The sequence below is a fragment of the Secundilactobacillus kimchicus JCM 15530 genome (assembly GCF_001433995.1).
GTDB lineage: Bacteria > Bacillota > Bacilli > Lactobacillales > Lactobacillaceae > Secundilactobacillus > Secundilactobacillus kimchicus.
In genome coordinates this window covers 257343-278649 of the sequence record NZ_AZCX01000001.1, presented here as the reverse complement: position 1 = coordinate 278649, position 21307 = coordinate 257343, and the positions used below count along the sequence as shown (strand labels likewise).

The 21307-nt window shown below is 46.4% G+C and carries 20 protein-coding genes; 18 read left to right on the top strand and 2 right to left on the bottom strand.

All coding sequences use genetic code 11. The features are described from left to right. Positions 1–11: 11 nt before the first annotated feature. Together FC96_RS01440 and FC96_RS01435 are read left to right on the top strand one after the other, a co-directional pair. Positions 12–962, top strand: coding sequence for a thymidylate synthase (locus FC96_RS01440; protein ID WP_056941729.1), 951 nt, complete (start codon positions 12–14; stop codon positions 960–962). A gap of 20 nt (positions 963–982) precedes the next feature. Further along, on the top strand, positions 983–1477 hold the full coding sequence (locus FC96_RS01435) for a dihydrofolate reductase (RefSeq protein WP_056941728.1): 495 nt from the start codon (positions 983–985) through the stop codon (positions 1475–1477). Positions 1478–1572: 95 nt separating this feature from the next. Here the strand turns inward: FC96_RS01435 and trhA are convergent, their stop codons facing one another. Next, entirely contained in the window at positions 1573–2244 is a 672-nt protein-coding gene (gene trhA, locus FC96_RS01430; RefSeq protein WP_235804697.1) for a PAQR family membrane homeostasis protein TrhA, read from the bottom strand. A 171-nt stretch (positions 2245–2415) separates the two neighbouring features. Here trhA and FC96_RS01425 point away from each other — a divergent pair, with 171 nt between their 5' ends. The 12 genes from FC96_RS01425 to FC96_RS01370 all read left to right on the top strand — a co-directional run bounded on the left by FC96_RS01425 (position 2416) and on the right by FC96_RS01370 (position 13920). After that, the gene (locus tag FC96_RS01425; protein ID WP_056941727.1) at positions 2416–3255 is read left to right on the top strand and encodes a DegV family protein; all 840 of its coding nucleotides are present in this window, start codon (positions 2416–2418) and stop codon (positions 3253–3255) included. Positions 3256–3311: 56 nt separating this feature from the next. Further along, positions 3312–4226, top strand: a complete 915-nt coding sequence (locus FC96_RS01420; RefSeq protein WP_056941726.1) for a GDSL-type esterase/lipase family protein — start codon at positions 3312–3314, stop codon at positions 4224–4226. An 11-nt stretch (positions 4227–4237) separates the two neighbouring features. Next, the gene (locus FC96_RS01415) at positions 4238–4840 is read left to right on the top strand and encodes a YpmS family protein (RefSeq protein ID WP_056941725.1); all 603 of its coding nucleotides are present in this window, start codon (positions 4238–4240) and stop codon (positions 4838–4840) included. Positions 4841–4866: 26 nt separating this feature from the next. Beyond that, positions 4867–5085, top strand: a complete 219-nt coding sequence (locus tag FC96_RS01410) for a YozE family protein (protein WP_054659537.1) — start codon at positions 4867–4869, stop codon at positions 5083–5085. Positions 5086–5138: 53 nt separating this feature from the next. Next, the gene (ylqF, locus tag FC96_RS01405) at positions 5139–5996 is read left to right on the top strand and encodes a ribosome biogenesis GTPase YlqF (RefSeq protein ID WP_056941724.1); all 858 of its coding nucleotides are present in this window, start codon (positions 5139–5141) and stop codon (positions 5994–5996) included. Further along, entirely contained in the window at positions 5986–6765 is a 780-nt protein-coding gene (locus FC96_RS01400) for a ribonuclease HII (protein ID WP_054659535.1), read from the top strand. Before ylqF ends, FC96_RS01400 begins: the two co-directional genes overlap by 11 nt. A gap of 29 nt (positions 6766–6794) precedes the next feature. Then, entirely contained in the window at positions 6795–7670 is an 876-nt protein-coding gene (dprA, locus tag FC96_RS01395; protein WP_056941723.1) for a DNA-processing protein DprA, read from the top strand. Between the two features lie 124 nt (positions 7671–7794). Next, positions 7795–9894: a type I DNA topoisomerase gene (gene topA / locus FC96_RS01390; protein WP_056941722.1), complete on the top strand. Its 2100-nt coding sequence runs from the start codon at positions 7795–7797 to the stop codon at positions 9892–9894. Positions 9895–9981: 87 nt separating this feature from the next. Next, positions 9982–10896 carry a tyrosine recombinase XerC gene (xerC, locus tag FC96_RS01385; RefSeq protein WP_156403135.1) on the top strand — a complete coding sequence of 305 codons (915 nt, stop codon included), beginning with the start codon at positions 9982–9984 and terminating at the stop codon, positions 10894–10896. A 25-nt stretch (positions 10897–10921) separates the two neighbouring features. Then, positions 10922–11464 (top strand): ATP-dependent protease subunit HslV, encoded by a 543-nt coding sequence (gene hslV / locus FC96_RS01380; RefSeq protein WP_054659529.1) that lies wholly within the window; start codon positions 10922–10924, stop codon positions 11462–11464. A 17-nt stretch (positions 11465–11481) separates the two neighbouring features. After that, positions 11482–12909: an ATP-dependent protease ATPase subunit HslU gene (hslU, locus tag FC96_RS01375; RefSeq protein ID WP_056941721.1), complete on the top strand. Its 1428-nt coding sequence runs from the start codon at positions 11482–11484 to the stop codon at positions 12907–12909. Between the two features lie 129 nt (positions 12910–13038). Further along, on the top strand, positions 13039–13920 hold the full coding sequence (locus FC96_RS01370) for an aldose 1-epimerase family protein (protein ID WP_054659527.1): 882 nt from the start codon (positions 13039–13041) through the stop codon (positions 13918–13920). A 39-nt stretch (positions 13921–13959) separates the two neighbouring features. Here the strand turns inward: FC96_RS01370 and plsY are convergent, their stop codons facing one another. Beyond that, positions 13960–14568 (bottom strand): glycerol-3-phosphate 1-O-acyltransferase PlsY, encoded by a 609-nt coding sequence (gene plsY, locus FC96_RS01365; protein WP_420835105.1) that lies wholly within the window; start codon positions 14566–14568, stop codon positions 13960–13962. Between the two features lie 146 nt (positions 14569–14714). Between plsY and parE the strand changes: the two genes are divergently transcribed. The 4 genes from parE to FC96_RS01345 all read left to right on the top strand — a co-directional run bounded on the left by parE (position 14715) and on the right by FC96_RS01345 (position 21209). Further along, complete coding sequence (gene parE / locus FC96_RS01360; protein ID WP_056941720.1) at positions 14715–16697, top strand: DNA topoisomerase IV subunit B; 1983 nt, start codon at positions 14715–14717, stop codon at positions 16695–16697. A gap of 17 nt (positions 16698–16714) precedes the next feature. After that, complete coding sequence (gene parC, locus FC96_RS01355) at positions 16715–19165, top strand: DNA topoisomerase IV subunit A (RefSeq protein WP_056941719.1); 2451 nt, start codon at positions 16715–16717, stop codon at positions 19163–19165. Positions 19166–19274: 109 nt separating this feature from the next. Then, positions 19275–20237, top strand: coding sequence for a LysR family transcriptional regulator (locus tag FC96_RS01350; RefSeq protein ID WP_056941718.1), 963 nt, complete (start codon positions 19275–19277; stop codon positions 20235–20237). Positions 20238–20279: 42 nt separating this feature from the next. Then, a complete protein-coding gene (locus tag FC96_RS01345; RefSeq protein ID WP_056941717.1) occupies positions 20280–21209 on the top strand; it encodes a manganese-dependent inorganic pyrophosphatase in 930 nt (309 codons plus the stop codon). The last annotated feature ends 98 nt before the right edge of the window (positions 21210–21307 follow it).

Sequence of the window (21307 nt, the reverse complement as noted above, 5' to 3'; positions counted from 1 at the left end):
GGGGCAGAAAGATGTTAGAAGACGCATACTTAGACTTAGAGCGGTACGTTTTAGAACATGGTCATGAAAAAACTGATCGGACGGGAACTGGGACTCGAAGTACCTTTGGATACCAGATGCGGTTTGATCTGAGTGAAGGTTTTCCACTGTTGACGACTAAAAAAGTCCCGTTTGGCTTGATCAAAAGTGAATTGTTGTGGTTCCTCCACGGCGATACTAACATTCAATACTTGCTCAAACATAAAAATCATATTTGGGACGAATGGGCGTTTAAAAAATGGGTCGAATCAAACGACTACAAAGGTCCTGACATGACAGATTTTGGTCGGCGCTCGCTAGTCGACGCGGATTTTAATGCCGTTTACCAAGAACAACTTCATCAGTTTTGTGATCGGATTGTGGCCGACGACGCGTTTGCTGCACAATACGGCGATTTGGGCAACGTTTACGGGTCCCAATGGCGGGCTTGGAAAACGAGCACTGGGTCAACAATTGATCAGTTAAGTAACGTGATTGAAACGCTCAAAACCCATCCTGATTCTCGGCGAATGATTGTTTCGGCTTGGAATCCAGAGGACGTGCCTAGCATGGCGTTACCCCCTTGCCACACGATGTACCAGTTTTACGTGGCGGACGGCAAGTTAAGCTGTCAGCTCTACCAGCGGTCTGGTGACATCTTTCTAGGCGTGCCATTTAACATTGCTAGTTACGCTTTGTTAACGTCTTTAATTGCCAAGGAAGTAGGTCTCGAACCTGGGGATTTCGTTCACACGCTTGGTGATGCCCACATTTACAGTAACCATTTTGAGCAGGTCAAAACACAGTTAGCGCGGACTCCTGAGGCGGCGCCGCAACTTGAATTGAACCCTGATAAATCGAGCATTTTTGACTACGATATGAGTGATATTCACGTTCGAAATTATAATCCGGCACCGGCTATTAAAGCTCCAGTGGCCGTTTAGCCATTTACGGAGGAATTCACATGATTTTTATTTGGGCAGAGGACCAATCTCACGGGATCGGCTATCAGGGTCGACTCCCTTGGCATTTGCCGGCGGACATGGCTTTCTTTAAAAAAACGACGACTGGTCACACGCTGTTGTCAGGTGCGCGTACGTTTCAAAGTTATGGTGGTCGACCGTTACCACATCGAAAAAACCTCGTGTTGACCTCGCAAAACGCGGACCAGTTTCCAGGTGATGTGGTCGTTTTGCCAACGGTTGAAGCCGTCTTAACATACGAACGGCAACACCCCGAGGAAACCCTGTATGTGAGTGGTGGCGCTCAGGTTTTTGCCAGCCTGATGCCCTACGTTCAGACCCTGTTAAAAACGCGAGTTGACGGTCGCTATAAAGTCGATACGTACATGCCCCCAATCGATTATTCCGCCTTCAAAAAAGTGAGCAGTGACACGGTAGCCGTTGATGAGCATAACCCGGTTGCATTAACTTTTGAACGTTATGAACGTCAAGATTAACAAAAATCCCGCCTCAACTGAGGCGGGATTTTTGGTGTATCAGTCGCAAAAATTCGGTATTGCTGGACAAGTTCACGGAAGCCGGTAGGTGCAATTTAAGCGTAGAGATAGATGGAAAACCACATGAGAGTAGTCCCAAGTAACACAAAGAGGTGCCAAATTACGTGACCAAACTTGATGCCTTTGAAACTATACAGAACGGCGCCAACTGTAAATGCGACCCCTCCCAGAACTAATAAGCTAAATCCTACGGTACCAAGGCCGGCATAGAGTTGCTTGAACCCTAAAACGCAGAACCAACCCATCACAACATAGATAACCGTTGATAACTTTTGGTACTTTCCTAACCATAAGCACTTATAAATAACACCGAGGATGGCCATCACCCAAATGACGCTGAAAATCGTCCAACCCAGTGCTCCCTTGATGACGACTAAACAATAGGGCGTGTAAGTTCCGGCGATGAGCAGGTAGATCGCCGAATGATCAAAAATCTGGAATAAATGACTCGCTTTTGTGAAGTATAAACTATGAAATAGCGTTGAAGCGAGATAGAAAATCACCAGAATGCTCCCGTAAAGACTATAGCTTGTGATCCGGGTTGCGCCACCCAAGTGGACAGCGCGGATAATGAGCAAGACAAGACCGGCAATGCTAAGACCAACTCCCAAACCATGGGTGACGGCATTTAACACCTCATTGACAATCTGGTACCGTCTTGAATCCGGACTCATCCGGGTTGATGCGTGTGTTGCGTGCTGTGCCATTTTGTTGCCACCTTACATTTTCGACGGCAGTAAAGATTCCATAAACTGCGCCGAATTAATTATGAAATCACGAGCTAAATCTGCTATACTATTAGCGAATCTGCTACGTGTTTTGCCAATATTGTAGCATGGAATTATGACCTTCGGGTAAGAAAGTGTGGTTGTTACCAAATGGCTGTAAAAATTGTGACTGATTCGTCTGCGGGCTTAACTGACGCAGAAATCGAAAAGTATCACATTACGATCGTACCGCTAACGGTCATGATCGATGACGTTGTCTACGTTGAACGCCAAACAATATCAAACGAAGAATTTGCCAAAAAAATGGAGACCTCAAAAGTGTTTCCTAAGACGAGCCAGCCGCCGTTGGGTGATTTCATCAAAGTTTTTGATGAATTGGGGGCTGATGGTAGCCAGATTGTCTGCTTGAATATGCTTGAAGCCATTAGCGGAACCGTCCACACAGCAGAACAGGCTGCCACAATTTCAAAATCTGATGTGACGGTTGTTGATAGTCAGACCACGGACCGAGGCTTAGCTTTTCAAGTGATTGAAGCTGCTAAACTGGCTGAAAAAGGGGCAACTAAGGACGAAGTGATCGCCCGTACCAAACAAGTTCGTGACCATTCTAAGCTCTACATGGGAGTGATGACGCTGGACAACCTGGTTAAAGGCGGTCGACTGAACCGGGTGGCTGGCGCGATTTCAAACTTGTTAAACATCAAGATCGTCCTTGAAGTTACTGGTGGTAAGCTTGAAATTCGGTCAAAGGGTCGTGGGACTAAGACAATCTCCCGGTACTTTGATAAGGTGTATGACCAGATGAAGCAAACGCCTACGATTAAATCAATTGGGATTTCCCATGTTGACGCTCAAGAAACGGCTGAAAAAATTCGGGATACCATTCAACCGATGTTCCCTAATCTCAATATTCTCATCCGTGAAACGGTGCCAATTATTGCGGCTCACGGGGGACCGGGAGCGTTTGCGTTAATGTATTATTACGACTAACAAAATGGGCGGGTTCACCGTCCTTTTTTAGATTTAAAATGAAAGGAGCGCTGAATGTGAAGCATGTTGCACAGCGAAGTCATTCGCATCGGCGGTGGTGGCTTTTGGGGGTTATTGTCGGAATAATTGTCGCGCTCGGCGGCTTATTTTGGTATCAACAGACAAAATCGACGAACCCACGCCCGCAAACAATGCACTTTGTTGCTTTGGGTGATTCGTTAACTCAGGGAATTGGGTATGCTGACGATCACACTGGTTATTTACCGGCGCTTTCAAGTCAGTTAAAACAAGACTACCGAGTGACCCTCAAAACCCATAACTTCGGGATTGGTGGGTTGCGTAGTGACCAAATTGACGAACGCATCAAAACTAATCAAGAAGAGCAACAAGCTATTCGGCGCGCTCAGTTGATTGCGATAACGGCGGGTGGCAACGATTTATTACAGTCGCTTCAATCTAACATTACCGTCGATGACGATCAAAAATTAGTCCAGAAGCTAAAACCGGCAAAAGCAACTTATGAGGCCCGCCTCACCCGGTTATTAAGTCGTCTCAAGCAACTAAATCCCAAAGCACAGATTTATTTGTTTGGATTCTACAACCCGGTCTACGTGTATTTTGCAAACGCGACGGCCATCACTAGAGCGGTCAATGATTGGACGGCCGTCAACAAGACCGTGGCCCAAAAAACGGCTCGGGTGACTTACGTCGATATTAACAATGTATTATCCCGGGGGCAGTTTACCTCAAAGAAGGCGCAGGACAAGCTTGTTAAAGAAGGTCAAAAAGCCTCAACCTCGCTGAGAAATCCTGAGTCGGCTGACGCAATTATCCAGGCAACTCAGTCGGGAGAAAAGAATCATTATTTATCGCAACACGATCATTTTCACCCCAATCAGCGGGGCTATACGCTGATGGCCAGACAATTGGCTAGTGCGGTGGCTAAAGTCAATCACTGGACGACCAAATAGGAGATGTCAATTTGAAAACTACAAGAAGTCAACACCGGAACCCGTGGAAGTGGGCCTTTATAACGCTCATCGCAATTTTAATTTTGGCGGTTGGGTTCGTCGCGGTAACCGGAACGCGTTCTGCTAATAAAACGCTGGGGACCACTGCGACCCAGAAAACGCCAGCCAGCGCGTTTGATGTGACACTCAATAAGCAGCAGCTCAACGCCATTTCGGCTTATTATCTTGACCGATACCAGAAAAATAGCGATCAGCAATACGCTTTTGCTGTCGACAACGACGCTGTTTTGACGGGGCAAACCCAACTGCTTGGAATTACGGTGAACTATGGGCTCTCTTTGACCCCTAAAGTGTTAGATAATGGTAACGTTGCATTGAAAGCAAAAAAGCTTGCTGTCGGTTCTTTAAGCATGCCTGTCTCCATGGTGTTGAGTTACGTCAGCCAACACTACGATTTACCTAAATGGATTCACTTGGATCCTAGCCAAAAAACCATTACGCTAGATTTAGCCCATTTTTCGACAAATGGTATCTCGTATCGTGCCACCAAAATTGATATGTCAGGCGACGGCCAGTTTAACTTTACGGTTCGGGTGCCCAAGACAAAATCCTAAACGACCCAACCTAAGAGGTGATTTGTATGTCCGATAGTTTCTACCAGTACCTAATGACTGAGCGAAACAGTGAAGGGGTTGATCCCATTGCTCAGTTTGCAAACAATGCGTTTTACGATCAAGCCTTTCCAAAGCAATCCAAGGACTTTGACACGATTTCAAAGTACCTTGAAGAGAACGCGCCATACTTACCATCCATGACGATTTTTGACGAAGCGTGGGAGCGGTATCAAGCGCGCCGTTAGTCAAAAAAATAACCTGATTCCAGCATTCACATTATGAACAGGAGTTATAAACTATGGCAAACATTCAATGGTTCCCCGGTCACATGGCGAAGGCCATCCGTCAACTTGAGGAAAATCTGCCCCACGTTGACATTGTGTTTGAACTTGTTGATGCCCGGATTCCACTTGCATCTCGGAATCCAGAAATTGAACGACTGATTAAAAATAAGCCCCATCTGATGATTTTAACGAAAAGTGACCTGGCCGATCCGACTCAGACAGCGAATTGGATTCGATTTTTTAAGGCCAATGGTCTGCCAGCAATTGCGGTCGATTCTAAAGCTAATATCACCACAAAGGCGATCACGAAAATCACGCAGGCCGTTTTGAGTGATAAATTAGCAACCGAACAGACCAAAGGCCTAAAGGAACGGCCAATCCGGGCCATTACAGTAGGGATCCCGAACGTTGGTAAGTCAACGTTACTCAATCGACTGGTGAATAAGCGGGTGGCTCAAGTAGGCGATACGCCAGGGGTGACTAAGGGGCAACAATGGTTGCGCTCATCATCAAAATTATCCTTGCTCGACACACCCGGAATTTTATGGCCGAAGTTTGAAGATGAGGAGACTGGCCAAAAGCTGGCGTTGACTGGTGCTATTAAGGACCAACGATTCGCTAGCGACGATGTGGCTTTGTTTGCGCTTCGGTTTTTCCGGAGTTATTACGAGCAAGCGCTTGTTGACCGGTACAAATTATCGTCGGCGGATCTGGTGTTAAGTGATGTGGATCTGCTATTGGTCATCACAAAGAAATTGGGAATGAAGGACGATTACGAGCGGGCTAGTGACCGATTAATTTTGGATATTCGTCGGGAGAAGTTAGGCCGTTATACGCTGGATCGAAAAGAAGATGATCAGGATGGCCAATGACCGATTGCCAATTAGCGCAGTAAAGGCCGCCTTTTCAGACGTCACCAATCTCCAAGATGAGTTATTTACCCAATATGCACAGGACCCGCGGGCTGGGGTTCAGACTATTTTGAAACAAGCTCAAAAACGGGTCACAAAGCTAGTTGCGGACCAAGCGGCCTTTAACCAGCGGTTTTATTACGAAAAGCAGGCTCGAGACCAAGGCCGACCAGTCGTTGCTGGCATGGATGAGGTCGGTCGAGGGCCACTGGCCGGGCCGGTTGTTGCCTGTGCCGTCATCTTACCAGCTGATTTTGACCTAGTTGCCGTCAATGATTCCAAGCAGTTGACAGATCGTCTTCGCGAACGGTTATACCCAGAGATTTTGAATCAGGCGACGGCCGTCTCAATTGGAATCGCTTCTGCTGAAGAAATTGACCAGTTGAACATCTATCAGGCAACCAGAGTCGCGATGTTATCCGCCGTTGAAGGGTTGACTGTGACGCCGGATCAGCTTCTGATTGACGCTATGGATATCGATAGTTCGATTCCGCAACTGAAGCTAATCAAGGGAGACGCCAAGAGTAATAGTATTGCGGCGGCTAGCATTGTTGCGAAAGTTTTTCGAGACCACTTGATGGCTAGTTTTGACGTGCTTTACCCCGGGTATGCTTTTGCCCACAATGCGGGATATGGCACCAAGGCCCACTTGGCAGGATTGGCTAAATTGGGTCCAAGTCCCATTCATCGTAAAACATTTGAACCTGTTTCAAGTTTCTTGCGTAGTTAGAGGTACTTTACGATACGGGGGCCTCTATCATGGATGTTCGAAATTTTTTGAAACGGTTAAAATTAGCAACGGGAATTGGAATTAAAGGCGAGACGTTGGTTTACGAGTGGATTCAAGCTCACCCTGGGGAATTTAAGCACTTGTCGGCAGACCGGATCGCTAGCATTGCCCAACTTGGTAAAACCCGGACAGCTTTTTGCCAAGATTTTATAAGTGATGACTTAAATCAGCGAATTGAACGCCATGCTGATCTGGGCTGGTTGAGTATTGTTGACCCAGAATATCCGGAGATGTTGAAAGAAAGTTTTCAACCGCCAATCGGTCTGTTTTACCGGGGGAATATCGCGCTGCTAACGGCCACCCACTTGTTAGCAGTTATTGGGACTCGGACCCCAACTGCGTATGCTTATGATTGTCTGGAAGCCCTACTACCCGAGGTGGTTGCTGACCAGGTCGTGGTGGTGTCTGGATTGGCTCGGGGCATTGATTCGATGAGTCACCGACTAACGCTTAATCTCGGTGGGCATAGTATCGGGGTCATCGGAACAGGGCTAGATGTCACTTATCCACGGGAAAACGCGCGGTTGCAAGACTATATGGCCACCCATGAATTAGTGCTCAGCGAGTATCCGAGGGACGCCTATGGGCAAAAATTCCATTTTGTTGAGCGAAATCGCATTATTGCTGGATTAGTTGAAACGCTACTAGTTATTGAGGCTAAGAAAAAAAGTGGGACCTTGATTACTGCAAGCCTAGCGCTCCAAAATAATCGAAACGTGTTAGCAGTTCCTGGTAAAATCACTGATTTGTTTTCTCAAGGCTGTAATGAACTCATTCGTGCCGGGGCTCAGCCAACCCTGACCGCCGCTGATATTATGGCTGAGTTTCGGGGTAACTTAAATTAAAAACGACAAGGATGACGACTATACTATAGTAGGTGTTTAGTTGACATTCTTTTTTTTATGAAATATGATGTTGAGGATTTAGTTAAGCGAATTACTAAGAAACTAAAGTCGAGGGAGTAATTGAATGGCAACTTCTACTAAAAAGCCAAAACGAAAAAAAACACAAAAAAAACTGGTGATCGTTGAATCACCTGCCAAGGCTAAAACCATTGAAAAGTACCTTGGTCGAACCTACAAAGTGGTTGCTAGTAAAGGCCACGTTCGTGACTTACCCAAGAGTCGTATGGGTGTGGACGTGGATAATGACTACGAACCAAATTACATTTCGATTCGTGGCAAGGGCGACACCATCAAAGCCCTGAAGTCCGAAGCTAAAAAAGCGCAAAAAGTCTATCTCGCAGCTGACCCGGACCGTGAAGGCGAGTCAATTGCGTGGCATTTGTCACACCTATTGAACTTAGATCCAACGGATAACAACCGGGTGGTCTTTAACGAAATCACAAAGGATGCAGTCAAGGACGCTTTTAAGAGCCCTCGTAGCATCGACATGAACCTGGTTGATGCGCAGCAAGCCCGCCGAATTTTAGATCGGCTAGTGGGGTACTCCATTTCACCATTGCTGTGGTCTAAGGTTAAAAAGGGACTAAGTGCCGGTCGGGTTCAATCCATTGCTTTGAAGTTAATTATTGACCGTGAAAACGAGATCAAAAACTTTAAACCGGTTGAGTACTGGACCATCGATTCCGAGTTTAAGCACAAGCGAAACAAGTTTGCCGCTAGCTTTTACGGGTTAAACGGTAAAAAGCACGATTTACCCAATAATGAGGCCGTTCAAAAGGTTTTGGCAAAGCTTGATCCAAAGGGTGACTTTGATATTACCAAGGTGATTCGAAAGGAACGAAAGCGCCAACCACAACCACCATTTACTACGAGCTCCATGCAACAAGATGCTAACCGGAAACTTAACTTCAGGACTCGCAAAACCATGATGGCGGCCCAACAGCTTTACGAAGGAATTAACATCGGTAAAGCGGGGAGTCAGGGGCTCATTACGTATATGCGGACCGATTCTACCCGGATTTCGACCATTGCTAAGCACGAAGCCTCAAGTTTTATTCATGAAAAGTACGGGGCCGAGTATGCGGCGACCAAGCCAATCAAAGGAAAGCTGCCAGAGGGTGCTCAAGACGCCCATGAGGCCATCCGACCAACCTCGGTTTACCGCACGCCAGCCGAAATGAAACAGTACCTGACTAACGATCAGTACAAGCTGTATAGTTTGATTTGGAACCGATTTATGGCCAGTCAGATGACACCCGCCGTCATGGACACCATGGCGGTGACGATTGAACAAAATGGGGTCACATTTAAAGCGAACGGTTCTAAGATGAAGTTTGATGGGTTCTTGAAAATATACAAGGACGGTAAGGAGAAGGACAATTTGTTGCCCGACCTCAACGAAGGAGACACTGTTAAACTTGCTAAAACCGATCCCGCTCAACACTTTACGCAGCCACCGGCTCGTTACAGTGAAGCCAACTTGATTAAAGCGCTGGAAGAAAACGGAGTTGGGCGCCCATCAACTTACGCCCCGACGCTTGATACGATTCAACGTCGATACTACGTGAAGTTAACGGCTCGTCGATTTGAACCCACTGAGCTGGGTGAGATTGTGAATGCTATCATTCAAGAGTATTTCCCAGATATTGTGAACGTTGGGTTTACGGCTGGTCTTGAAAAAGAATTGGATGGCATCGAAGAAGGCGATCAGGACTGGGTTAAAGTTGTTGATAACTTCTATAAACCATTCTCAACGGAAGTGAGCCATGCCCAAGATACGATTGAAAAGGTTCAGATTAAAGACGAACCTGCCGGCTTTGACTGTGATATTTGTGGCGCTCCGATGGTCATCAAAATGGGGCGTTACGGAAAGTTCTATGCCTGCTCACGATTCCCAGATTGTCGTAACACAAAGGCCATTGTTAAAGAAATTGGTGTGATTTGCCCGAAGTGTCATGAAGGCCAAGTTATCGAACGAAAATCAAAGCGTAACCGGATTTTCTATGGCTGCTCGCGATATCCTGATTGTGACTTTGTTTCGTGGGACAAACCAGTGGGCCGTGATTGTCCAAAAGATGGTCACTTCTTGGTTGAAAAGAAGATTAAGGGTGGTATCCAAGTCGTTTGTCCAAACGGCGATTACGAAGAACCTGCTCAAAAGTAAACTTTTAATAAAGCTTCACCGGAATTATTGGTCAAAGATTGTCAGACATTTTAAAGTCTGCTAAATTATGTGTCACGGGGGGTGATTATCGTGAACGATTACGAAACACGTTTTATCACGTACCTACAAAGTGAACGCCAGTACTCCGATGACACCGTGATAGCATATCGAGAGGACTTAAAGGATTTTAAGTCCTTTCTTGCTGAATCGGGGGACGACGCTGACCTGCGCCACGTCAAAAAACTCGACGTTCAAGTTTATCTCAGCTACTTATTTGATGGTCAAAAGGCCCGGACAACCATTGCCCGGCGAATTTCTAGTCTACGGTCATTTTATGAGTATCTGCTTCGTGAGCGGTTAGTGACCCAGAACCCCTTTGCGTACGTCACACTGAAAAAACAGCCGAGTCGACTGCCACGTTTTTTCTACGAGACGGAAATGACCGCGTTGTTTACGGCCGCTTCCGAAAACCCAAGCCCAGAGCTTGGACTACGCGACCGAGCCGTGCTCGAAATGTTGTATGCAACCGGGATGCGGGTTAGTGAACTGTGTGATCTCAACCTAGGTGACATCGATGCGACAACGCAGTTAGTTCTGGTCCACGGGAAGGGAAATAAGGAACGATACGTCCCGTTTGGCCGGTATGCTAAAGACGCGGTCGCTCGTTATCTAACGGGTAGTCGAACGCCATTGATGGCGAAGTACCAAAAACACCATCAAACGGTGTTTATTAACCACTACGGCGATCCAATTACGTCGACTGGGGTGGAATACCTGCTGAATAAGGTTATCGAGCGTAGTTCTCTGACCGGAGATATTCATCCGCATATGCTGCGTCATACCTTTGCAACCCACTTGTTGGAACACGGGGCCGACCTGAGAACGGTGCAGGAATTGTTGGGCCATAGTAGTCTGTCAACAACTCAAATTTATACTCACGTGACGAACGCTCATCTAAAACGGGATTATCGTCAGTATTTTCCCCGGGCGACGCACGATTAAACCATAAACAGAAAGTAGGGTTACAATGCCAGTAAAATTTGAAGCAACGACCATTGTTGCTGTTCATCATAATGGTGAAAATGCCATGGCTGGTGATGGGCAAGTGACAATGGGTGAAAAGGTCATTATGAAGGGAAATGCGCGCAAGGTCCGTCGAATTTACAACGATCAAGTGATCGTTGGATTTGCAGGAAGCGTTGCCGACGCGTTCAACCTAGAAGAAAAGTTCGAAAATCGATTGACTGAATTTAGCGGTAACCTCGAACGAGCAGCTGTCGAATTAGCGCAAGATTGGCGTTCTGATCAAAATCTTCAAAAACTGGAAGCCTTACTAATCGTCATGAACGAAAAAGACATGCTTGTTGTCTCGGGTTCTGGTGAAGTCATTGCCCCTGACAATGACATTTTGGCCATTGGCTCAGGCGGTGACTTCGCCCGAGCGGCTGCAACTGCGATGCACCAACACTCACCAAATATGTCGGCCCGCGAAATTGCTGAGTCGGCCATTGGAATTGCTGGCGACATTGATATTTTCACAAACCATAACATCGTCTCCGAAGCCTTTTAAGAAAGTGGGAATGTAGATTGGATCCAATTACTAAGACCCCTAAAGAAATCGTTGGATTATTGGACCAGTACGTGATTGGTCAAGCCGACGCGAAAAAGTCGATTGCGATTGCGTTACGCAACCGATACCGACGTATGCAACTTTCAAGCGATATGCAAGATGAAATTACCCCTAAAAACATGTTGATGATCGGTCCGACCGGTGTGGGGAAAACAGAACTTGCCCGCCGATTGGCTAAAATCGTTAAAGCGCCATTCGTCAAAGTCGAGGCGACTAAGTTTACCGAAGTTGGCTATGTCGGTGGTGATGTCGAGTCAATGGTTCGCGATTTAGTGGATGTCGCGGTTCGAATGGAAAAGGACACCCAATTTGAAACGGTCCGCGCAGAGGCCGTTAAACGGGCCAATAAGCGGTTAGTCAAACTGTTAGTCCCAGCCATTAAGAAGGCCAAGAAAAACAATGGGGCGGACTTTTCTAACCTCATGACGATGTTTCAGGACATGCAACAGGGAAAAATGCCTGATATGCAAGCCAACGACGACGAACAACCAGAAGATGTGACGGAAGACGTTAAGAATCAACGAATGTCTGTCGCCGACCAACTGGCTAAGGGGTTGTTGGAATCTCAAGAAGTTGAGATTGAAACGGACGATCCAAAACAGTCGATGGCTGGAAATAATCCAATGATGAACCAAATGGGGATTGACTTGAGTGATACACTAGGTCAAATGATGCCTAAAAAACGGATCAAGCGAACAATGCCAGTCTCAGAAGCACGGGAAATTTTGGTGCGCGAAGAATCTGAAAAGCTGGTCAACGATGCTGATATTAATCACGACGCCATTGAACGAGCTCAAAACACGGGCATTATTTTCATTGATGAAGTGGATAAAATCACGTCAAAATCTAAGCAAAATAGTGGTGAAGTTTCCCGAGAAGGTGTGCAACGAGATATCTTGCCAATCGTTGAAGGGACTCAAATTCAGACTAAGTTTGGCCCAATCAATACGGATCACATCTTGTTTATTGCGGCTGGGGCTTTTGCTGAAAGCAAGCCAAGTGACCTTATTGCCGAACTTCAAGGGCGGTTCCCCATCCGAGTGGAACTGGATGATTTGAGTCAAGAAGACTTTGTTAAAATTTTGACGGAACCTAACAACGCCTTAATCAAACAATACATTGCCTTGATTGGCACTGATAACATCAAAGTGACGTTTACCATTGAAGCCATCAATCGGATTGCTGAGCTGGCTTATCAGTTGAACCACGAAAACCAAAATATCGGTGCCCGGCGGCTCCATACGGTTTTGGAAAAGTTGCTTGAAGACCTGCTATATGAGGGGCCGGACATGCAGATGGGTGATATTACAATCACCGAAAGCTACGTCAACGAAAAAATTGGTAACATCGTTGAAGATAAAGACTTGTCACGATACATTTTGTAAATCAGTGAGGTCAAATTAAAAAGTCACACTACCGGATTTGAGGTAATGTGGCTTTTTTGGTGACAGTGTGGGGCAAAAAGGTCTATACTTTAAGGGTTAACGAATGATAAGCCTAACGGAGGGATTACCGTGATTGAGTTAAACAATGCTGATTTAAAGGTTCAAATTAACCCTGACGGTGCAGAATTAAGCAGCGTTAAGGAGCAGTCTGAAAATCTGGAATACATGTGGCAAGCTGATCCGAAGTTCTGGGGGCGGCACGCACCGGTCTTATTTCCAATTGTCGGCCGATTAAAGGACGACCACTATACGGTGGCTGGCCAATCTTATAAGATGACCCAGCACGGGTTTGCCCGTGATCAAACGTTTAAGGTCGTCAGCCACGATGCGACATCCGCCATTTTTGAATTGGTAGCCGATGATGTGACTAAAGCAATGTATCCTTTCGACTTCAAGCTTCAGCTACGCTATACACTAGAAGGTCATATGCTGACGGTGACCTACCATGTCGAAAACCCCGATGCCGAAGCGATGCTACCGTTTTCGATTGGCGGACATCCGGCATTCAACGTTCCACTGGGCGCAAATGAGGGCGGTTTTGAAGATTACCAAATCACGGTTGCCCCCAAGAAAACCTATCCTCAAATTCCGTTGGTTGGCCCATACAACGACGCGCAACACGAAAAAGAATTGAACTTGACGACGCCGTTACAACTCGACCATGACTTGTTCGACCAAGATGCACTGATTTTGGATCTTAACCAGGTTGAGACAACGGTGATGCTCAGTTCAACGCTGAACGACCACGGTGTTGCACTGACACTGGCGCAAGCACCCTACGTTGGCATTTGGTCCCCATATCCGAAGCAGGCACCGTTTGTCTGCATCGAACCATGGTGGGGGATCGCCGACAATTTGACTGCAGACGGTGAATTGACCCATAAGCAGGCGATTCAACAATTAGCGCCTAACACGCAGTTTGAAGCTGCCTATCAATTACGATTTTTCTAAACAAAAAAACGGTTGATGCCAATGCACCAATCGTTTTTCTTAGCGATTGCGACGTTTATAGCCAATGCCAAACGGTACCATATTTTCGGTCCCGTTTGCGATTCGTTTGATATTTTCTCGGTGGCGGTAATACACAAAGACGGTCAATGCCAAAGCGAGAACAGCAAGCAGCCAGTCTTGAATCGCAAAACTAATAATTGTGATAATTGTGAAAGAAATCATTGACGCCAAGCTGACCATACTGGTTAAATAGATTAGGCTGACAAATAATAACGACGCAACAACGAACAGCACCGGGTTGTAGACGAGTAACATTCCCGCACTAGTTGCGACCGCTTTGCCCCCCTTGAAGTGATCAAACACTGAAAAGGTGTGCCCAATAATGGCCATTAGCCCAAAGACAAGTGGGTTGACGGTTGTTATGCCAAACCAAAGCGGAAGCAGTGTTGCAACGGTCCCTTTCGCTAAGTCAAGGACCAAAACGGCGGTTCCGGCAACTGGGCCAAATACCCGGTAAGTATTCGTTGTTCCAATATTGCCAGAACCAGCTTGGCGAATATCGGTGTGAAAAAATAGTTTGCCGATCCAAACGCCATTAGGAATTGCCCCAAGTAAGTAGGCAATAACAAGTAACAATCCAAGTTTCAAAACGGTTCCCTCCGTATCTATCTCATGAGTCGCTGAGTTATATTTTAGCATTTTTCAGATGGCTTAACGACGGTTTTTACGTTAGGAACAAATAAAATACGTTAAACAGACAAATCAGCTCAGCTGGTTTGAAAGGAGTCTTTTGAGTGGCCAAAAATAAAACAACCTATGATGATTCATCCATCCAGGTTCTTGAGGGCCTAGAAGCGGTTCGTAAGCGGCCAGGGATGTACATTGGCTCAACCGATGGCAAGGGCCTGCACCACCTGGTCTATGAAATTGTTGATAACGCGGTTGATGAAGCGTTAGCGGGATATGGGGACGAAATCAACGTGACCATTGAAGCTGACAACGCCATTACCGTTGTCGATCACGGACGTGGCATGCCAGTGGGGATGCACGCTTCTGGTAAGCCGACCCCAGAAGTTATTTTGACGGTGCTTCATGCCGGTGGAAAGTTCGGCCAAGGCGGCTATAAAACGTCGGGGGGCCTTCACGGTGTTGGGGCCAGTGTCGTCAACGCACTGTCAACCGAACTGACGGTCGATATTGTGCGCGATGGCGAATTGTATGAACAGCAATTTAAAGACGGCGGTCATCCGGTGACGACGTTGATTAAGAAGGGCAAGACCCGCAAACATACGGGAACCCGCCTGCGTTTTAAGCCCGATGGCAGCATTTTTACAACCACGGTATTTAACTTTTCGACGCTTGCTGAACGGTTGCGCGAATCAGCGTTTTTGCTGAAAGGTGTTAAAATCACGCTTACGGATAAGCGGGCCGGTCAGGAGCAAGAAGAAGTTTTCCATTTCGAAGATGGCATTAAGGAATTCGTGGGTTACTTAAACGAAGACAAGGAAACCATCGGCGATGTCATGTATTTTGATGGGAGTAAAGACGGCATTGAAGTGGAGGTTGCGGCACAGTACAACGATGGCTATTCGGAAACGTTATTGTCGTTTGTTAACAATGTCCGGACCAAAGATGGTGGGACTCACGAATCGGGAATGAAGAGTGCTTGGACCAAGGCGTTCAACGAATACGCCCGTAAAGTTGGTTTGCTGAAGGACCGCGATAAAAACCTCGAAGGGTCCGACGTACGAGAAGGCTTGTCAGCGGTTATTTCACTGCGAGTTCCAGAAGAACTTCTACAATTTGAAGGTCAGACTAAAGAGAAGCTGGGGACGCCGGAAGCACGAACGATTGTTGACACGGTTCTTAGCGAACAGCTGGGCTATTATTTGATGGAGAACGGTGAATTCGCCCAGGCCATGATTCACAAGTCATTGCGGGCCAGAACTGCCCGGGAAGCGGCTCGCAAAGCCCGTGATGAAAGCCGAAACGGTAAGAAGCAAAAGCGTAAGGAACGGTTACTATCCGGTAAATTGACGCCTGCTCAATCCAAAAACGCAGATAAGAACGAACTTTTCCTTGTCGAGGGGGACTCCGCTGGAGGTTCGGCAAAACAGGGTCGAAACCGGAAGTTCCAAGCAATTCTGCCGCTTCGTGGGAAGGTGCTTAACACCGAAAAGGCCAAGTTGGAAGACGTCATGAAAAATGAAGAGCTTAACACCATGATCTACACAATTGGTGCTGGCGTTGGCGCCGATTTTAGTATCGAGGATGCCAACTACGATAAGATCATTATCATGACCGATGCCGACGATGACGGTGCGCACATCCAAACGCTACTGTTAACCTTCTTCTACAAGTATATGCGACCCATGATTGATGCGGGTCGGGTGTACATTGCGCTTCCGCCACTTTACATGATCCAAAAGGCCGGCAAAAAGCAGACCGAAGATTATGCCTGGACAGACGACGAGCTCGCTAAAAAAACGAGGGACTTAAAGGGCTACAAATTACAACGATTTAAGGGGCTTGGTGAAATGGACGCCGAACAATTATGGGAGACGACGATGGATCCAGACGCCCGGACGTTGGTGCGCGTTAGAATTGATGATGCTGCCTTGGCTGAGCGCCGCGTGACAACACTGATGGGGGATAAAGTTGAACCCCGCCGGAAGTGGATTGAAGACAATGTCGCGTTCACGTTAGAAGAGGACGGTAGCATTTTAGACAGCAACGTTGCTGAGTCACAGACAGCAGTAACAACCAAAAACCAGTAAGAAGGGAGAAAAGCTGATTGGCTGACACACAACGAATTCAAGAACTGACTTTGGAAGAAGTCATGAGCGACCGATTTGGCCGTTATTCCAAGTCGATCATCCAAGAACGGGCCTTACCCGATATTCGTGACGGCCTCAAACCGGTTCAGCGACGCATTTTATTTGCAATGAACCAGGATGGCAACACGTATGACAAACCATTTCGAAAGTCGGCAAAGTCCGTCGGGAACGTTATGGGGAATTTTCACCCTCACGGTGACAGTTCCATTTACGAAGCGCTCACTCGAATGAGTCAAGACTGGAAAGTCCGTGAACCCTTGGTCGAAATGCACGGGAATAACGGGTCAATGGACGGTGACCCCGCAGCTGCTATGCGGTATACGGAAGCTCGAATCAGCAAAATTGCTGGCGAGCTATTAAAGGATATCGATAAAAATACGGTTGATATGGTTTTAAACTTCGATGATACGGAGTACGAACCGACAGTGCTTCCCGCAAAGTTTCCTAATCTGCTAATTAACGGGGCAACGGGGATATCGGCCGGGTATGCGACGGATATTCCACCGCACAATTTAGGTGAGACCATCGATGCTGTCTTATACTTGTTGGCCCATCCGAATGCTGAATTAGATGATTTGATGCAATTCGTTAAGGGACCTGATTTTCCAACCGGAGGCATTGTTCAGGGGCTTGATGGCATCAAAAAAGCTTATGAAACTGGCCGTGGTCGGATTGTCGTGCGCTCTAGGACTCACGTTGAGGATCTGCGGGGAAATAAATCGTTAATTCGGGTCACTGAGATTCCTTATGAGGTTAACAAGGCGCAACTAGTGAAGCGTATTGACGAAATTCGGTTACTTAAAAAGGTTGAGGGAATCTCGGAAGTTCGGGATGAATCGGACCGTGAGGGACTGTCAATTGCCATTGAGTTAAAGCGTGAGGCCGACGCCGAGGGAATTCTGAACTATCTGTACAAAAATACAGATTTACAAGTGACCTACAACTTTAATATGGTGGCCATCAATCATCGTCGACCTGAACACGTTGGACTCAAGACGATTCTTGAAGCTTACATCGAACATCAACAAGACGTGATTACTCGCAGAACGCGGTTCGATCTTGATAAGGCTCAAAAACGGCAGCATATTGTGGCCGGTCTAATTAAGGCCCTGTCCATTTTGGACGAGGTCATCAAGACGATTCGGGCAAGTCAAAACCGCAAGGATGCCCGTGATAACTTGGTTAGCGAATATGCCTTTTCAGAGGCTCAAGCAGACGCTATTGTAGCGTTACAACTGTATCGTTTAACTAATACTGACGTCACCGCGTTAGAAGCGGAAGCCGCTGAACTTGATAAGAATATTCAGGCTTATCAACTCATATTGGCTGACAATAAAGAACTGAATAAAGTCCTGCGTCAGGAACTTAAGGCGATCAACAAGACTTACCGAAACGATCGGCGAACCGAGATTCAAGCCGAAATTGAAACCATTAAGATTGCCAAGGAAGTTGTCGTCGCTGACGAAGACGTAGTGGTCCTAGTGAGCCATGACGGTTATTTAAAGCGCAGTGCCGTCCGGTCGTATAGTGCTTCGGATCCCGAAGACAACGGCCTTAAAGAAGATGATTATCCAATCTTTACAGAGCGACTCAGCACTCGCGACCATTTATTAATGTTCACGAACAAGGGTAACTTGATTTATCGACCAGTGCACGAGATTACCGACGCGCGCTGGAAAGAAACCGGTGAACACATTTCGCAAACAATCGGGCTTGCAGATGATGAAATGATCATGGCCACTTATGCGTTTAAGACGCTTCAGGTGCCAGGAGAGTTCTTGATTGCAACCGATGACGGCTATGTCAAACGGACGAGCGTCAAGGATCTGCACCCGGGTCGGACTTATAAGAAACGGGCAATGGTGTACGAAAAACTCAAAACAGCCTCAGCGTCAGTTGTGAACGTGATTTACCTACCGAAGCCTGCCATTGGCAGCACGGTTCTTTTGATGTCCAAACAGGGATTAGCGTTGCGTTACGATTTAGCCGAGATTCCAGTTAATGGTGCACGGACGACCGGCGTTAAATCCATGAACCTTGGTGAAGATGATGCTGTTGTAGACCTACACCTCGTTCAGGAATCAAGCGAAGTCGCTTTAATTACGCAACGTGGAGCCTTCAAAAAGATGGCTGCTAGTGAATTACCGATCACGAGTCGGGCAAGAAAAGGGGTATTAATTCTACATGCCCTGAAGTCTAACCCACATACCGTCGTTGACTTTTTGACGCTTTCAGCGGCGACTGATCCAATTGAAATTGTGACCGATCACCGTCGTCACCATGACGTGTTGCCGGCTGACTATCCACTTAGTAATCGTTATTCAAACGGGACCTTCGTCGTGGATACTGACGCCGAAGGGACGCCCGTTACGATGCGGATAAAGCCCAAAACGTTAATATTGTCTTAATTTTAATAAGAGTGCCATTATTTTTAAATGACATTAATTGCGAAATTAGTCGAAGATGGTTATTATATATTTAATAACTAAAAGTTGTCCATTTTTAGGAGGGCCTTCCATGAAAACTAAGCAAGAAAGCATCTTTTCCTCAAAAACGTTAACTTACTTTTTGCAGTTGACCGAAACGATGAACTATACGCAGGCCGCACAAATTTTGGGAATTACCCAGCCAGCCCTAACGCAACAAATTAAAAAGTTGGAGCGGACTGTCGGCGCACGGTTGTTTTACTCAGTTGGTAAAAAACTCCGTCTGACGGACGCTGGTTACACGATGCTGGATGCGACCCACAAGATCTATGATGTACTCAACCACGCTACTGACCAGATTCAGCAGTCGACGAGTGCAACGCAAGGGGAAATCAACGTCGGCCTTTTGGCTTCAGTTGAAGATAGTGTCTTTGAAGACTTCGCTATTCAGTCTTACCGGGAAAATCCCGACGTTCAAATTACGTTCCACATGCTCACTCGGAAAGAACTCTGGGACCGGCTTGAAAATAACCAAATTGATCTTGCCATTATGTACCTGCCAGATGATTCCATTAAGAACTGGAAGCCGTATGAATCCAAGCGGATCATCAGCGACGATCTCTTGTTCATCCACCATGATGAATCACTAAGTAAGAAGAAGCGGATCAAGTTTAACGACGTGCCTGAGACGCCATGGGTGACTTATCCGATGAACTACTACTTAAATCATGTGCTCCACGAATCATTTAAGAACGCCATGGTTAATTTTCCAGACAGCGTCGCTCGGTTTACGACTCCGCAACAACTGTTGCGGTTCTCAACTCAAACGGGTGCGTACACGGCTTTACCAAACTCCTTTATGATGGGTCAAGGCGCCCAAGAACAGACTTGGACCGCTCGTTTTGAACCTAATATCCGGTTTGATTTAGCGTTTGTCTTTCGTCGTGGAAAGGACAAAATCCCGCGTATTGGTCACTTCTTAGCGCAGTTTGATCAGTACCTCAACACGAAGGACTACTTGACTCGGCTACAGGAAATCCAACAAAATCGGTAATAACCAGAATCACCATTAATTTCAATTGAGGAGCGAATATTCATGGCAAAAGAATTAATTTTTGGACATCAAAATCCCGATACTGACGCAATTGTTGCAGCAAAGGCGTACGCTTATTTTCAAAGCCAACTAGGTTATGACGTTGAAGCAGTTGCTTTGGGCGAACCGAACATGGAAACGAACTTCGTTTTAAACTACTTCAATGAACCAAGTCCTCGGATTATTAAGACGGCGGGTTCCGAAGTTGATACTGTCATGCTGGTTGACCACAATGAACCACAGCAAAGTGTTGCTGATATCAAAGACGTGACGGTGACTCACGTTATCGACCATCATCGAATTTCCGGCTTTGAAACCACGATTCCGTTATATTACAGAGCTGAGCCAGTCGGGTGCACGAGCACCATTTTGACCAACATGTTTGATGAAAACAAGATTGAAATTCCGGCCCAACTTGCGGGTCTTATGTTATCAGCTATTATTTCTGACACGTTGTTGCTCAAATCACCAACAACGACTGATCATGATCGCATTGCCGTTAAGACGTTAGCTGAAATTGCTGATGTTGATTACGAAACGTACGGTATTCAAATGTTGAAGGCTGGGACTAACTTAGACGCTAAAACTGATGCCGAATTAGTGGCAGCTGATGCTAAATCATTTGAAATGGCCGGTAAGAATATTCGGATTGACCAAATTAACACGGTAGATTTAAACGATGTTTTAAGTCGTGAAAGCGGACTGAAGGCCGCAATGGCTGACGAAGCAGCTAAGGAAGGCTACGACTTATTCCTAGTTTTAGCCACTAACATTTTAGACAGTAACTCAGAGCTATTTGTTTACGGCGAACCAAAAGACATTGTTGAAAAAGCTTTTAACACGACGTTGACCGACGATAAGGCTAACTTGCCGGGCGTCGTTTCACGAAAAAAGCAGGTTGTGCCACCGCTTCAAAACGCTTTCGAAGGTTAAGATTCTCTAAAAGAACCGTATTTTTACGGTTCTTTTTTTGCACCAAATTTGAGATTTTATCGGAAAGTGCGTATACTGCATTTAGGTTGTGTACAACC